The organism is Psychrobacter sp. DWR1-2-3 (genome assembly GCF_049896465.1).
Classification (GTDB): Bacteria; Pseudomonadota; Gammaproteobacteria; order Pseudomonadales; family Moraxellaceae; genus Psychrobacter; species Psychrobacter maritimus.
This window is the reverse complement of the sequence record NZ_JAFCUJ010000005.1, coordinates 192,620-209,158: the sequence shown is the minus strand read 5'-3', so window position 1 is coordinate 209,158 and position 16,539 is coordinate 192,620. Positions and strand designations below refer to the sequence as shown.

10 protein-coding genes are annotated in these 16,539 nt (G+C 41.7%); 3 read left to right on the top strand and 7 right to left on the bottom strand.

Annotated elements, in window-relative coordinates:
* Positions 1-257 precede the first annotated feature (257 nt).
* From ACP7AA_RS10395 to ACP7AA_RS10365, 7 genes are all read right to left on the bottom strand, one after another.
* Positions 258-1,448, bottom strand: a complete 1,191-nt coding sequence (locus ACP7AA_RS10395) for a hypothetical protein (RefSeq protein WP_426223523.1) — start codon at positions 1,446-1,448, stop codon at positions 258-260.
* A gap of 14 nt (positions 1,449-1,462) precedes the next feature.
* Entirely contained in the window at positions 1,463-2,449 is a 987-nt protein-coding gene (locus ACP7AA_RS10390; protein WP_298906418.1) for a DUF2515 family protein, read from the bottom strand.
* A 9-nt stretch (positions 2,450-2,458) separates the two neighbouring features.
* Positions 2,459-5,125 (bottom strand): DUF2345 domain-containing protein, encoded by a 2,667-nt coding sequence (locus ACP7AA_RS10385; protein WP_426223522.1) that lies wholly within the window; start codon positions 5,123-5,125, stop codon positions 2,459-2,461.
* A 123-nt stretch (positions 5,126-5,248) separates the two neighbouring features.
* The gene (locus ACP7AA_RS10380) at positions 5,249-6,076 is read right to left on the bottom strand and encodes an OmpA family protein (protein WP_426223521.1); all 828 of its coding nucleotides are present in this window, start codon (positions 6,074-6,076) and stop codon (positions 5,249-5,251) included.
* Between the two features lie 64 nt (positions 6,077-6,140).
* Entirely contained in the window at positions 6,141-7,166 is a 1,026-nt protein-coding gene (locus ACP7AA_RS10375; protein WP_426223520.1) for a TagF domain-containing protein, read from the bottom strand.
* Complete coding sequence (gene tssM, locus ACP7AA_RS10370) at positions 7,163-11,197, bottom strand: type VI secretion system membrane subunit TssM (RefSeq protein ID WP_426223519.1); 4,035 nt, start codon at positions 11,195-11,197, stop codon at positions 7,163-7,165. The genes ACP7AA_RS10375 and tssM overlap by 4 nt, the downstream gene beginning before the upstream one ends.
* A gap of 91 nt (positions 11,198-11,288) precedes the next feature.
* Positions 11,289-12,809 carry a hypothetical protein gene (locus tag ACP7AA_RS10365; protein ID WP_426223518.1) on the bottom strand — a complete coding sequence of 507 codons (1,521 nt, stop codon included), beginning with the start codon at positions 12,807-12,809 and terminating at the stop codon, positions 11,289-11,291.
* Between the two features lie 492 nt (positions 12,810-13,301).
* Between ACP7AA_RS10365 and ACP7AA_RS10360 the strand changes: the two genes are divergently transcribed.
* The 3 genes from ACP7AA_RS10360 to tssK all read left to right on the top strand — a co-directional run bounded on the left by ACP7AA_RS10360 (position 13,302) and on the right by tssK (position 16,478).
* A complete protein-coding gene (locus tag ACP7AA_RS10360) occupies positions 13,302-14,363 on the top strand; it encodes a M15 family metallopeptidase (RefSeq protein ID WP_426223517.1) in 1,062 nt (353 codons plus the stop codon).
* A gap of 117 nt (positions 14,364-14,480) precedes the next feature.
* Positions 14,481-15,122, top strand: coding sequence for a hypothetical protein (locus ACP7AA_RS10355; RefSeq protein WP_426223516.1), 642 nt, complete (start codon positions 14,481-14,483; stop codon positions 15,120-15,122).
* A 9-nt stretch (positions 15,123-15,131) separates the two neighbouring features.
* Positions 15,132-16,478 (top strand): type VI secretion system baseplate subunit TssK, encoded by a 1,347-nt coding sequence (tssK, locus tag ACP7AA_RS10350; protein WP_426223515.1) that lies wholly within the window; start codon positions 15,132-15,134, stop codon positions 16,476-16,478.
* Positions 16,479-16,539: the final 61 nt, after the last annotated feature.

The window sequence follows — 16,539 nt, the reverse complement described above, 5'->3', positions numbered from 1 at the left end:
GAGGATTCAAAAGAGTTTAGGCTATAGATCGCCAAGACAGGTGTGGTTTGACTATTATCGTCAAGCTGCGTAATTAAAATCTCCCAAGTTTAACTGTACGGATTTGACGGCAGGGGTCAGTCAGGCATAACAACATCTTTCTCTGCTTGGCAAGCATTAGTTAAAAAAAGAAAGCTAAAACAAAAGAGAGTAGTAAAAGCTTGTTTAAACATAACCCAAAACCTGCCTTAGTCTTATCGATTAATAATGCAACATACCTACCCTTCTTCACCGTCAAACTGCCAAATAACCTCGCCCCAATTATTGTTAGGGTAATCAGGCATGATGTCGCCCTGTTTAAAGTAAGCTCTGCTATCTGCTTTAGCTAAGGTGAACCAGTAGCCTGATTTAGGGCAAGGCTGATTCGCTGGGCAACGCCCTTTGGCTTGACTAGTAATTTCAGGTTTAGCTGTGGGCTGGTTTTCGTAGTAGGGCGTCATATCTTCGCCAGCTTCCTGACGCTTGATAAACTCTTCGTAAGTTATTTTATAGGGATCAATAGATACAAACTTACTGGTATCAATACCTGTCTTCTCTAGTACAAGGGGTAGGGTGTAGTCGGGCTGATCTTGTTGAATGTTTAAGCCCATCTCTAATGCTTGGGTCTCTGATTGTAATCTTGCTAGCGGTAAATCCTTGTATTCTTCTGGATAGTATTGATCCCAACTATTTCTGTTTACGGAGTCTACCATCTGTTGCACTAACTCTTTTTCACTAAGAATATCTAAGTCCATCAAATAATATCGGTTGTTTGTGGCAGGGTCGGTTTGCCTGTTGTAACGTATATCCATAAAAACATCTGTACCATGGCGTAGTTGCCATGTATGTATATCATCTAGTTGCATCCATTCTTCAAAGGTGAGAGGGTAAGTAAAGTCTAAATTTAAATCGCTTGTATGATCCGCAATTGTAAAATCAAAGCTGTCTTGTTTAAAAAGACGTGGAGATCCAATACTATAATTAAAAACCCATCCTTTATTCTCAAGCTCATCAAATAAAGTCATAGTTTGATCGTAGGCTTTTTCGTCAGTAATATTATTACTTTCATCACGAAGAAAAAAAGATATGGAAAGAAACTCTAAAGAACGGTCATTATCTTTGAGGTTATCTAACCCCATAACCGTAACGACATTATTTAAAGTTATTTGCCCATTAGGATAAATAAAGGTGGTGGTTGCCATGTTAGAAGTAGGAAAGTTATAGCCTTGAAACGTAACTCCCATAGGCTGAGCATCGTTTTCTTGAAACGCTGTATATTCAGGATTGCTCTCATACAATGCTTTTGCAGTTGTATTTAAAACAATCTCTAACGGTTTATCAGGCATAGTGACCTCTGGTTCGGCTTGGCAAGAAGTAGCCGTTAAAATAATGGAGATATAAAAAATAAAATAAGTTAATTGTTTAAACATACTCATCTACTTATCTAATTAAAATTGACCCAACGGTCTGCCTTGTTGTACCAGCCTGCCATGGTTCGCAGCTGTGTCTCCATATAGGTAGTTTCAGTTTGCATCAAACCATGAAATTTTTTAGCAACCTGATTGATCCATGTCATACGACTGTCATAATCATAAACTACAGTACCCTCAGGCGCATGTGAGATATATCTTTCAGTGTTAGTAGAGCAATCACTAGTAAAAAACAAGGCAACATTAGGTGCAAGCCAACTAAACATTCCCATTGAATCGATTTCACGCCTGTTTCTCCAGCCTTCGTATATTAGAGGCTGTAAAATCTCACCTTGTTCATGTTCAGCTATAATTAATAAATTTTGGTATTGAGCTTTTAGTTTATTGTTTTTGAGACGAGCATTCTCGAACTTCTTAACTTCATCAAAGCCTTTTTTTATAAATTCGTTGCTTCTGAGATTATTAATTTTGGGTAAAGATTCTGCTGCCCAGTCTGCTTTATCAATAGCTGATTTTATTTCAGGAACGAGCGTACTTGTATTGCGCTTATCTATACAGTTGAAAAAAACTGTTGATCCAAATCTACTATAATAATGATGCCATCCTGCGATATCTTGGAACAGCCAAAAATTGCCTTGGCCAAACCAATCACTAGCAGTAACGACAATGCCATGCTTAGTTGATGTCAGTGTCCAATGCTCTAGCGTACAAGCTACAGTTTTGCTCGCAAAGGCCCCGAGCGCCATCCAATAAAAGCGACCTTTTTTACTTGAATTACCATTTTCTTCAGTTTCCAAATAAAACCTTGCATAAGTACCTGCTATTCGTCTTGCTCTTACACTATAACTATCTACAAAATTGTAAGAGTTTGCTGATACTTCCTCACTCAAGCGTTTTAGGCAGAACTGTTGAGAGACAGACCATAACTCTTCACAGGTACATGTCGTTGGCAAACAGCTATTTAAAGTTGTATTGGTTTTAGCCTTTGCTTTGGTTACCATAATTTTCCCTTATTTATTGTTTTTCTTATTAAACTTAGACCAAACTAGTTTTACCTTTAGTTCATCCTCTTTATCACCCGAGTCTACGCGAGGCGTCTTACCTTCAATATCTGATTTCGCTTTAATATTTATATTCTTGCCCGTTAATAAGTAGTCTAAATCAGGTAATGGATTACCCATGGGGTCAACCAACTGGACCTGCTCATCAAAGAATTCCTTTTCTAGCAGCTTATCAAAAGGTAGGCGCGATAAATAACTACTATCAACTCCGCCCCCAGCCTTACTATGCTTCCCAGCCTTCTCCGTAAACTGCTTTGCCGCTATCGTAATATTTGCGCCATCCAAAGTAATACTTGCACCACCAGCCGTCAGCGTAATCTTATTCGTTGCCACTATCTCAACCTCTTTGGTCGAGGAGGCGATATTCACCTCTTGTTTTGCCGTCGCTTCCAGTTTTCCTGTGTGCGCAGAAAGGGTGATATTTTCTTTCGCATTGGTCATGCTAAATTGACCATCGGCTACTATATTGAGTGACTCGCTGCTGACTTGGTTATGGCTATCGCCACTACTAGTTAGCATATCTTGCTGCGTGGTCATTATCATCTCGCCTATTGACCGGTGAATAAGTAGCTCATCACTGACATAGCCGGTATCAGCCGCACTATCAATCAGCGTGAATGGCGTTGTTTGATGGGTTTTGGTTTGCTGTTCCTCTGCAATAGTCTCAAGCTGGGTTTTAATCGACTTATGGTCATTCACTTGTCTGCCAAGTCCCGTTGCTAGCTGCGTTAAACGCTCCGCTAAGTGCTGACCGCCAAGACTAGTTTGGGTGAGGGTCGGGGTATGGTGTTGGTAATTATGTTGTCCTGTTTGCGCGTGGGTTTGTGGTTGCGTGGAGAGGACTAAGGCTCCACCTGATTTGATATTAACTTGGGCGTTAGTAGCCGCATTGATGCCTTGACGCTTGGCGGTGTCTGATGGATTGATAACCCCCATTTTTAGACTGGCAGATATCCCAGCACTGTCTACTTTTAGCTGAGAGTAAGCTTGCTCTGTACGATGGTCAGTCACCCATTCAGATAGGCCGTTACCCGTGTTGCGATAACCGCTTTCGACCGCTTGTTCATTGTCAGTGGCAAATAGACTTGGGCGCGTAGACGACAATAAGCTGCCAATATTAATTAAATGTTCACCATCACCGATAGACTGCATGAGGGTTTGGTCATCAGCCCTATGGGTGAAGTGACTGCCGTAATTAGCACCTGCTTGTGCCTCTAGTCGATTGATTGCTTGGGCGGGGCTATCTAATAAATAGCTTTTAGTCGGCGTCATATGATTACGGCTATCAATCTCATTTTGCATTTCAGTGATGCCCGTCATCGGTGGTAACGCGCGTCTACTATAGAGCTGACCGACCCACGGAGTATCAGCAGTGATTAATCTAAGTTGGGTTAGGTGAGTGCCAGCTTCTAAAGAAGAGGCGTGACGCTGATGATGGCGGCGGCTATTTGTTAATCCTGTCATATGTGCGAGGCTATTACGTGCTAAATGTACGATATGAGTGGTGCGGTAATGCTGATTCAGTGCGCTATGCTCGACTAATACAAAGGTGTCAGCGATATTTAAATCTGCAGCATGGGTGAGAGCATGATAGACGCTATACTGACTTCGATGGCTGTTTGCGATAATAGCCGACTCATCTATGGCCTCGGTATCCGTCACTGGAGCAAAGGCGGCAGGGCTGTCTAAAATCAGCGTATTGTCGTTGCCATTATTTTGCTTAAGATGGTTATCTTCAAAAAAGACGTCAGCCGTTTGAGTAGGGTGAGCAACCTTTGCGGCATTGAAGCATTGCATGATGACAGAATCAGGTTGTACCGTAACATGCTCACTGATTGCTAAGACAGGCGCATGAACACGATCATGTAGTACTTGCTGGTAACGCAGTGGGCCTATATTCTGACTGATGTTATCACTATCGCTTGTATACGCTGAAGTTATGATCAGCTTTGGTGGGCGGTGCTCAAAAGTTTGCTGATGACGCAGGTAAGCGGTTAAACCTTGACGCGAGAGCCGCTCACAAATATGTGTCCAATCACTTATTTGCCATTGGGTCATACGTGCAGGTGTCCAGCTTGCATCTTCATTACTAGTACTGTCATCGATGACTTCTATGTCTAGCGCCGCTGTGCGCTGTGCGACCATCGTTTGGACAGAAGTTTCAGTATCTATATGGCTGCTTAAATGTTGATGCAAACGATAAGTAATAGGCTGGGCGAGTAGGCGGTAATACCCATAGCTGCCATCATGATCCAATTGACAAATAGCGGTTAGATATAGATGGCGATAGCTGCTGCCATTCGGCGTATCAAAGCATAAGGTTAAAGGACTACCAATTAAAGCCGTGCAAGAAGAGAAGGGTAAATGATGACCTTCATGAATGTAGACCTGTAGTACATAAGTGTCGATACCATGCTGCTGATGCTGATAACCGCTATTAGGATTTAAGCGCTCAATGATAGCTGTCTCATACTCGGCATTGAGCAATTCATCTTGCCAAGTTTGATGAACAGTAATATCTTGTTTGGTACTGGCATAAGGAGCTTGGCTGCTGCTTTCACTGGCATAGAGCCTATCAAGATGCATGGGTAGCGCCGTATTGAGCAAACGTAGCATGGTTGTTGTCCCATTTTATTAAGCAATGTAAAGCAGTGCTATGAAGCGCATAAAGCGCATAAAGCGCCGGGTTTTATCATTCTGGATCAGTTATTACTGATAATGGTTACTAGTAAATAAAGGTTACTCAGCAAGGGTAAATTCGATACGCCGATTACGCGTGCGTCCTTCTTCATTATCATTGCTAGCAATAGGGTCTAGGTCTCCCTTGCCAGTCGTACTCAGGCGAGCAGCATCGATATTGCGACCGATGAGATACTGTTTAACCGCTTCTGCACGCTGATTCGATAGTGTTAAATTACCACCAGAATTACCGACATTGTCTGTATGTCCGGTGATAGTTACGGGTTTATCACCGACCCGCTGTAATACCCCTGCCATATCATCTAGGATACCAAGACCCATTGGGGTTAAGTTGGCACTTCCTGATTCAAACTCAACGATACGATTGCCTAGGGTCTCATCTATGAGCTGTTGTTCGCCTTGAGTGACAAACAGCTGATTTTCTAATTGATAAAGATCGGTCAAACGCGTATGAATACGGTTTTGGATAGCTTGTTTTTGTTCAAGGCTGCTGACCTTGCCATGTAGGCTAATAGTCGTACCATGAATGTCTATCCGACCTTGGCGTATATTGGCAATGTCGCTATCAATAATGGCAGTGGCTACTTGCTGCCAATTGGTCGGTATGTTGATATTTGAGCGCACCTCAATTTCATCTCTAACGGGTTTATCAGGGTACTGAGCCTTGAGCTTATCAAGAAGCTGCTGCTTATCTGAACTCGTGGCAACGACGCCTTTTATGACCACAGGCACATCTTGGTCGTTAGGTAGGGTATCTTGAGCAGCAAAGACCATCGCGCTCATAGATAAGGTAGTGATTGCTGCCAATAATAGGTTTTTTCTACTTCCTATTAGCCTAGAATTCTTGATTGAGAAACGAGTTAGCATGGCAGTACCCTTTTTTACTTCAATGTTTATCAGGTGTATAAATAGGAAAAATAGACAATAAGCTTTATTGTGCTAAAAATATTTGCTTAAATAATTGTCTGGTGTCATACAAATACAGATCGTCTTGCAATAATATTTTGTTGAATCGAGTCAAACCAATGTCCTCATCGATATAGCTTTGTGTCCAACCACTATCCCCAATCGAGACCCAGTCAGCAGGTAAGATGTTCTTATGCGTTAATAGTTGAGAAAGTAGCTGGCTATCTGGTTCGGTAAAGCTCAATAACAGCTGGTAATGCTCAGAGGTTCGATAAAGATAGGTATTAAGCTGTAATTGATGAGGCTGATAAAACCCATGAATCAGGTCATGCCAAAAGGTCGCCATATATATAGCAGGGGCTCTTTCAGCGGGCAGCGTCCAGCTTATAGATTTGTTTAGGCCATGAAAGCCTTTAGAATAAGTTGGTAAAAATAATAAACCAGTGGCAATGATTTGTTGTATTAAATGCGCTTTATCGATACCCATTAAGCCTGCGATATCTTGTAGGGTGGTCGTATTAATGAAGTTGTAATAGTGGGTACTGGCATTTTGATCGATAGCCAGTGAGCAATTATTTAAATCTTCTATTACTTTGGCAGTGTCAGTTTGAGACTTAGCGCTAATTAAGGCGTCATATACATCGTTCCATAAAGACAGAGATTTAATCGGCACATAATTCATCCAACTTTTAGGTTTATCGTGATACATCAGACCAAAGCCAATTAAGGGGTAGCGGCGTTGATTGCTATCGTGACTGGGTATCAATACACCTGTGACGATTTTATTAGCCGTAGTATCGATGTGACTGAAATATAGCGCTGTGTTTTCTTTTATAGCGCCATTTTTTAAAGGATTTGTTTCTAATGAATGCTCAGTTAATACATCTTTTGGCAATAAGGCTTTCGGTAATAAATATTCGGATGCCGTCAATGCTTGACTGACCCAAGTGTCTATATCATTGGTTTCGTTGATATGACTGCGCGCACGAATAAAGTCTCCACGTGCTGGTAGCTTGCCGAAATATACCAATGGTAATGATTCAGAAGTCATGGGTTTTGCTCCTGCGGCTCAGAGCTGGCATTAGCATCGCTAGCAGGAGTATTTAAATGAGACGCTTCATTGGCATCATCATTGCTTGTATTTGCAGAGGTAGCTACACCATTAGCCGCACGTTCATTAGCATTCGGATTTTGCGGTGTGGTGTTTGTGCGTGGCGAGCTACTCGAGGGTTGGTTTTGAGCGTTTGCATCACGCTCATTGGTATTACCACTATTGGATGCTGCCGTTGTAGGCTTTGCGGTACGTGTAACACCCAGACCAATCACTTCGTTAGGCAGTTTCATACCAGTAAAAGGATTGCTTGAGCGACCTTGACTGGCGGTGCTGCTATTGCCACTGATAATCCTAAAGCGTACGGAGATAGTGATACCATCACCTGACCATGCCATCTCAAAGATGTTGTCACCAAGCTCGGTGCGCCGCGCACTATTGATAAGACGCTCTACCCCAAAGCTGCCAGCCTCTTCAAAGACAGTATAGTCTTTGCCATCATAATCCTTGGCTCTAATACTGGCACCTGGCTGGCTACTAGGGTTTGGCCATACAAATGTCGTCCACGCTTGGGTGCCCATGCGATAACGCAGCTGCTGACCATCAACGACGATGGTATATTCTGTTAAGCCACTGACCGGCAATGGCATAATCTGAAAGGTGGTTTGATTCGAGGCCCCATTAGCACCTGCGGCGCCTGCCGTACCACTGCCATTACCACCAGTATAATTGACGAAGTAGCGACCAAAATCAGCCACAAACTTCGGACTGAGTCCCAAACCTGCGCCATTCCAAATTTTGCTAGAGATCTGATCACCGCGGCGAATGATAAAGGGCGACAAGGTTTCATTGACGAATTTTGCTACATAGCCATCCTCGCCAAAGAACTGCCCAATCTCAGCAGGCGTGGCTTCTAAATTGGCATTGGCAGTAAACGGATATTTATTGCCCAAATTGTCCAGAAAAGGCTTATATACCTGTGCTTGCCAAACTTTATTAATCTCATCTTTGGTAGGCTTTAAAAGCATATTAAATGAGCGCGTAAGGGACTCACTCAATAATGGGCGTACCAATTGCTTCATCTCAGAGTTGGCTTGACTGAGTATCTGTTCATCTAGTATCTGTAAAGACTTGGTAAGCTCTGAGCCTTCTGGGCTTAAAGTCTGTGAGGCAAACAACAATGCATCGGGACCAATATCATCACTACGAGCGATATTATTAAAGCGGGTTCTAATATGACCCAAGCTTGCCAAATAATTATCCAATAAAGACAGGTTTTGGTTGTCTTCTCTTGGCGTGACCAAATTGTGAATAGCGGAAAACTCTTGCGCAATCAAGCCTGAACTTGCGGGTATCACAGTAGCATTAGGGCTTGATTGGTTATTACCCATCATGGCTTCGGCCTGACGCAGCTCCGCTGGGCTTTGACGAAGAATAGTTTGCTTAAACCAAGTTACAAATGAGCGCCGAGATTGCGCGCCAACAGCTGAGGACGAGCTTGTAGATTTATTATCCCATTGGGTCTGGCGATCAACGGTTTCAAATAAAGTCTTTAAGGGAGATTCTGTAGCATTGGACAGCTGATTTAATAGTACCGCATGATCGTCAAAGCCTTTACTGTCACGGATATAGACTTGTGATAAAAACCGCTTCCATTCGCTGATATATTCTTGCTTATAGCGACTGACCAAATATTGGCGTATTTGTTCAGGACTACCGGTCAAGGTCAAGTCATTTTGGCTACTGGTTGCCAATACCCAATCGTCAGCTACCATTTTATTGGTCGCCGCTTTATCGATTTCATCACTGATAAAGGATTCCCATGCTTGCTTGGTAAAGGTGCCAGAAATCACATAGCTGCCTAATAATGCTTCGTTGCCTGTATTTTGAGTAATCTGTGCCACCGTCACTGCTGGAAAGCGTGCTGATGAGCGCATTTTTATCTCGGAATAAACACGCTCACGTGCAGGCTGGCCCTTACTGACTTTAGATAAATTCATACGGGTTTTATCAATCAATCCTAAGTCGTTTTGAATCAAAGGAAAGCTCGGGTCGTTAATATGAGCCAAGCTAAAACTGAGAATCCGCTCGGCTTGTCGAATCATTTTATCGCGTGGTATATCTGCGCGATTGGCTTCAAGCCAAGTACGCCAAAAGCGCGTCATCTGATCGCTCAAATGGCTGGTTTCTAAATGATCGTGATTGCTCAGCATCAAGTAGGCTTTGAGCGCATTGTAAGCATCTTCAACATCGGTAGGATCTGATTGGATATAGGTATCAGTATTGCCAGTTGCAGACTCACTTTCTTGCGCCTCTGGCTCTTTAACAGATAGTTGTGCCGTATTGGCATTGACCTCAGTGAGGAATTTTTCTATATTTTGTTTGGTAGGCGCTAAGACAATGATGCCAATACCGTTGTAGTATTCTGATAAAAGTTTTTCTTTGAGCTTGTCGCCTTGATATAAGCCAAAACTTAACGAGAGAGGGTGACCATTTTCGTACTCTTCAAGCTGCTCTATGCGACTTTGTAAAATACTGAGTGACTCCAGTTGTGACTGCAAATCACCGTTTGAATTTTTTTGGATTTGAGCAACTTGTTGTAAATCTGCTGCTACCCGTTCAGTCAGCTGTTTATTATTGGCATATGACCATGTCCATAGCCCAGCCGCCGCACAGAGCACCACGACCGATGCTAAGGTTGCAAGGGCGCGATGGCTACGTTTATCACGGTTCTTGTGCTGCTTAACCAAATGTTTGTCTTTTAAGATAACCTTAGAAAAAAGATCATTTAAAAAATAAGGCTTATCTGCGCTTGTTTGCTGAGAATTAAGGGGAACGGCCGGTGGCTGCAAATCAAAATTTTGTACCATTTGTAGCGTCATTTGACTGCTAACTTGGCCTTCTTGTAGCGCACTGGTGAAATAAAAACCACGCAATATCGGCTTAAATTGAAAAGGATTGTCTTCAAACAGAGCGTGCATGAGCGTTCTTATCATAGGACGCAATGACTGAAATTCCATCGGGAATGTCATCAAACTGGGTGAGACAGTACGCTGATGGCGTAACGACAGTTTGGTGGTGCTTAAGTCTTTTAGACCATTTACCAATACGCCAAAATGCTCTTCAAAAACATCTGTAATATTGATGTTATCGGGGTCTTCTGGATAAGGAATGGTCGCCCCCCATACTTGCCCGCGATCTTCTTGCTCATAATCATGAAAGAAATCACGAAATCCTGATACCAGATCCATCTTGGTAAATACCACATAAACAGGGGCATAAACTTCTAATTGTTCGGTCAAATCCTGCACACGACTTCGTAAGTTTTTAGCCAAATCCAGCGCATAGCTAGGCTCATTTTTAGTCAATTCTGCGATGCTAACGGCAATGATAATGCCATTAATAGGGGCCTTGGGGCGGTTCTTTTTCAGTAGGTTTAAGAATGACAGCCATTCTGAACGGTCGTCTTCATAAGCAGAATAACGCCCTGCGGTATCAAGTAGAATCCCTTCAGTAGAAAAAAACCAATCGCAATTACGCGTACCACCCACGCCTTTGACTGACAGCTTATTGGTTTGCTCCATAAATGGAAACTTTAACCCAGAGTGCAGCACTGCCGAGCTTTTACCAGCTGCTGGATTGCCGATGACCATATACCATGGCAGCTCATATAACGCTGCTTTACCGGTTTGATCACCGATTTTCGATTTACGAATGGTTTTAATGGCGTCTTGCATTTGCTGACGTAATGCTTGCACTTCTTGTGCATTTTCATCTTTAGCGATAGTGTCTTTATTATGCTCATCGCCATTGTCTTCTACTAAATTGGCCAGTTCTGCCGAGGCAAGTCTGCGTTTTTTCCAAAAATAGTAACCTAAGGTAGCAAGCAGAGCAGTAGTTACGGCAATACTAAGAATGACGATGAAGGTTTTAAGCGGCACATAATCGTAAAGTAAGACCAAAGCGACGATAACCCCTAAGATTAATAACACTCTCGGGTGGTAAATAAGATGGAAAAATCTTGCAAACATACTTGCTACCTAATGTAATCTTGAAATAATAGGGGATTATCGGGTCAGGGTAAACGGTGACTATGATGTCAGGCAACGAATAAAAATACGCCTAAGACGCTTCAGAAGAATTTTGTAGCCATAATATACAGTCATGCTTATGTTTGGTTATTAAGAACGATAAGCCGGACTCTTGTTCGTCTGAGTTAGCTTGGGAAACCAATAAAGATAAGCTTATGAATGTCTTTAACCATAGGTTTGATGGCATATAATGCCCTAAATGATGCTCGTTTACTAGTATGTCTTTCTCTACTAATGAGTCGATAAATGTCATAAATAAAGACAAGTCATAAGGCTGATTTAATGGATTAATGTCAGTTAAGATGTTTATATTGTTTTTAGAGGTTATGGCTTTGATGGTTGATGTATTAGCAATAGGCTCAAGATTTTGGCTTTCTATGGTTTTCATTTTACGTTTGTCAACGGGCGCTGTAGCCGACGTACCATTTAGTAATAAGTGCTTTATCTTTTGTAGATTTTTCGCGTAGTGCTGGCGAGTCTCGAGCTGTGAAGTATTAGACTGAGAAGAGTTGGAGTCAGTATTTACAGTATTATCTGTCTGACTAAGAGTATGGTTAGGAATCTTAGTCAATAAAAAATAGCTATCACTTTCTAAATTAAGAGCTTCATGAGCAGCTTTATTAGAAAAAAATAACAAGGTTCCCGCTTCGGTTGGTATCGTATTATCGAGCGCAGTTTCATATAGCGACGACTCCAACCATGCTTCATAAATTTGGCAGTCTACATTCATCAGTAAACAAGTTTTAGGGACAGCCGCTTTAGCGAGTGTAATAAGATGTTCATCGATAAAGTCGAGCGGCTGATAGGATTCATCGTCAGCAAAAATCATAGTGATCGCCAGTAACGATTCTGCTATACCATAATCGGCTAACTGCTGTTTGATAAAACGTAGCAGAAAATCAGTGTCAGCGAGGCTTGGTATACACAAATAAATAGACAGCTGAGATAGGGTTTGGGCAGGCAAGTCATTACGTGATTCTTCATCATTCGTTTCACTGCTGTTATTACTGTTATTAGCACCTGCGATATAATGCGGCTGCCAATCAGGATGAATAAGAATGGCTGAATTTGGCTCATCATCATCTTGTTCAAGATAAGCGAAATGTTGGGCGAGTAGCGAGAGGAAATCATTGCTCAGTAGCAGCTGCTCACTAACCAAGGCACACAAACGCAAGGTCAACTCATCTGAAGATTGCGGTCGCTCTTCCTCATCGTCGTAGGTATCTGATTCGTCATAACTGGCATAATTGTCGGCATCGGCATCGACTTCAAGCTCATGGCTGGCAAAATTACTGCTATCTTGATAATGATATAAAGGATATTGCTCAGTTATCACACTCTTTATAGGTTTGACTAGAATCGGTAAACCATCGAAGTCAGATAAGTCTTCACTTAAAACAGTAAGGTCGTCCTTATTGTCTATTATCTCAGACCAACTACTTCCCTCCGGCAGGCAAATACTAGCATTGATAAACAATTGATAGGATTCTATAGGCGCTGTCTCTACTTCTTTGTCAGTAATAAGCGGAATTTCAGTTTTTCTATTGTCCAAGTTTTTTCGATGTCGTCTGGTTATCAATATAAAACCAAACAAAGATAATGGAATAATGATAAACCAAAGCAATAGTCCAGGGGTAGTAAGCTGTAAGGTATTGTCTTTAAAATACATCCAAGTCATTAGTAAGTAAACAAGAAGCACAACACTATAAGTATATATTGCATAGCTTAATAGTTTTCTGGAATGCACTTGCGATACCTCTGGTCGAACAAATAGATGAGAGGCAGTTTATGATATTTCACTCACTATGGCTACTATATTTATCTACTTTGGTTTGTTTTTATTTTTGGCATATAGTTTCTAGTCAGTTTTTAAGCATATTATAAAATACTATAATTAAGTCTGGTTATTTTAGGAAAAACCATGTTTTTAGCTATATAATAGCGAGCAGTTTTGCTGGAAATAAGCAGTCAATAATGGATATTAGGTATGTTTTTCTGCTTATTGCGTGTTTTAAGAGTCTGATGTAGTGATGTATTTAATCTTATGATCTATCTGATAACCACGATATTTACGCTTATTTCTATTGTAGTGATAGTCATGCTATTTGATCGTCAGCTATATGGTCGTGTTTATCAAAAAGCTGATAACGCTTTTCAGTACTTATGGGTGCTAAAAACCAAATATTTTGTACTCAAGCCACAAATGATAACTAATATTAAACCTAAGATTGAGCGTAGATTTTTGAATATTAAATCATCGAACATAAAAGTCTCGAATGTCAGTACGGCGGTAATACCAACTTTATCCATCTTAGTCATCGTAGCAACGACAGTGCTTTGTTATTTCCTAGTGACGCATAATTCCCTTGAGGTTTATCGCACTCAAAGTGATGCACCAAACACCGCCAACGCACAAATCAATCAACTATTAATCGGGGAGCAGCTGCACCCACCGCCATCACCACCAGCAGAGCTGTTTGCTGAGCTCGAAGCGGAGATTGCCAGTTATCAAGCTACTCAAATGGAAGCAGGCTATTGGCCTGAAACGGCAAGTGATGCATCGTCAACGAGACCGCTTATGTTACCTGAGCCTGATCTATCGGATTTAAGTGTTCAAGATCATACTACTGGCTACTCAGGCGATATATTGGCCTCACATATCACAAACGGTCATATTAATATCAAGAATGCTGACCGTAATTGGAATAAAATGAATTCTGAATTCGTTCAGCGAATGTTGACTGTTTATAAGGTTATGAGTGAACAATATGGCTATGATATGGTGTTGTTAGAGGGGTATCGTAGTCCTGGTCGACAAGCAAAGTTATTGAAGCAAGGGTCGCACGTGACGAAGGCCGGCTCTTATAAGAGTTATCATCAGTTTGGTTTAGCAGGGGATAGTGCTTTTATTAGAAACGGTAAGATTGTCATTACCGAAAAAGATCCATGGGCGATGCAGGGCTATAAGTTATATGGTAAAGTGGCAAAATCGGCAGGGCTAGTATGGGGTGGTGACTGGCGCATGATGGATTTAGGGCATGTTGAGCTACGTAAACCTGGGGTGCTCGGTCGCCCTCAAATGGCTGAGATTTTAACCAGCCAATAATGGCTATCAATGATTATTATAATTTTATATATGGGCAATTGTATGGTAGATTTTTCATTGAAAGCAATATCTTTTTGTCTATTAAGTGTAGGGTTGGTTGGTTGCGGTAGTGATGGAATGAGTCAATTGAACCAAACATTACAACCTAATCAGCCAACTGCATTAGTAAACAATTATCAATCTGATAAGCAGCTTTATGAGGAAAGTATAAGTAAGAAAATTGTCGATGTTAATGCAAACATGAGCACTAATACTGATTTAGAAAAGCTTAAAGCTCAACTTGAGCAGCAGCAACAACAGCTCAGTGCGATGAATGCAGAACAGCAAGCGTTACAAACGCAGTTAAAACGTCAAACTATTAGCTTACAGATACTTCCGAGCGCCGATGCAAATGCGGGTCGTCAAAAGCAAGGCACCGCTAGTATTGCTCATATCGCCTTCTTAGAAGATGAGAGTCAGTTTTCAGAACTGCTAGAGATGGCGACTAAAGAGGTGAGTGTCATTCCCAGTCGTCAAACAGCGCTGAAGCTGAATGTTCCGCAGGAGGCGCGCTTTATTGCTATTAAAGTGGGGCTAAGATACACCAAGAAGCGCTCACAGCTATTGATTCCTATCAGTAGTATCGACTTTGAAAAGCCGTTAACCTTGAATGTAGGTGCATGTGATGTGAATATCAAAGAAGGCATCATCCCAGAATTGGCACCCATTTTTGCTATTAAACTTAAATATTATCAACAGCCACTGGTTGGTTGCGCGTAGGAGATGGTCTTGAGTAAAAACAGAGTATTATGGGGCGAAGGTTTATTTTTAAGACCTCAGCATTTTCAGATTCAAGACACTTATCATAACTCGCAGCGCGCGCTCAGTATGGTGCTCGTGCATCCTTACGCTTATGGTATCGCTGATGTGCAAATCGATAGCCAGCTTCTAGAAAGTAATATCTTAAGCTTTGAGAGCATCTATGCAGTCTTGCCCGATGGCACGATATATCAAGCACCGCGTACGGATGCGCTGCCTAAAGCGGTGAGGTTGGATAGCCAAGATAACGGCGATGAGGTGTATGTATTTTTAAGTCTAGAGATTGTTCAGGGTAGTGGCAGTAATATACAGACAGAGCATAGCGATAATCCCGCCCGTTATATAAGAGATAGTATCGAAGCCCATGATTTATATACTCAGGGTGCAGAAGCCGTTATTGATATTCTAAAGCTATCACCAAGCGTGCAATTGAGCCATACAGCGCAAGTACCGAGTCAAGATACGCTTTCTATCTTGATTGCTAAGCTGACGCGCAGTACGCAAGGTATCTATCAGTTAGATGAAGACTATATAGTGCCTAGCGTCCATATTATGAGCAATTCTGCGCTACTCAATCAGCTCTATCGCTTGATGACGATGATTAATACTAAGTCAAGCTCGCTCTATGATCACCATCGCCAGTCTAATAATGATTTGTTAGAATTTCGCTCATCGGATATCGCATCTTTTTGGTTATTACATACTTTAAATACGGCTTATTCACAATTGAGTCATTTATACAATAATGCGAAATTACACCCAGAACGGCTGTATGAAGCACTCCTAAATGTTGCCAGTCAATTGGCGACTTTCAGCTCATTATATAAGGTAGGCGACTTACCGCATTATCACCATAATAATATCAATGATTCGTTTACCAGTATCATTGGCATCATTCGTGAGCTCCTCAATACTGTTATTGCCAGTAATTTTATCTCCATTCCTTTACGTCAAATCAAACACTCATACTACATGGGCGACCTGAGCAGTGACAAAATCACGCGTAACTCGCAGCTATATTTATCTGTTAGCTCATCGCTACCAATGCATGAGTTGATAGATTTGGTGCCAAGACGCTTTAAAATTGCGACGCCAGATGCTGTGGAGAAACGAGTGCTATCTGCGCTACCGGGCTCGCCGATTTCACATGTCTCGCAAGTGCCAAGTGCTATTCCTGTCAGACCGGGCTTTAGTTATTTCACTATTGAGCCAGTAGGCGAGCTGTATGACGAGATGATTAGATCTGAATCCATCTGTATTTATGTACCAAATGGTTTTGATGATTTAAAAATTGAGTTGATGGCTATCGTACAGTAGTTTTTTTAGGTATTTTTAAATGGTTTTTTAAGTCGATTTCTTTAAATGATTTTTTTAAGCG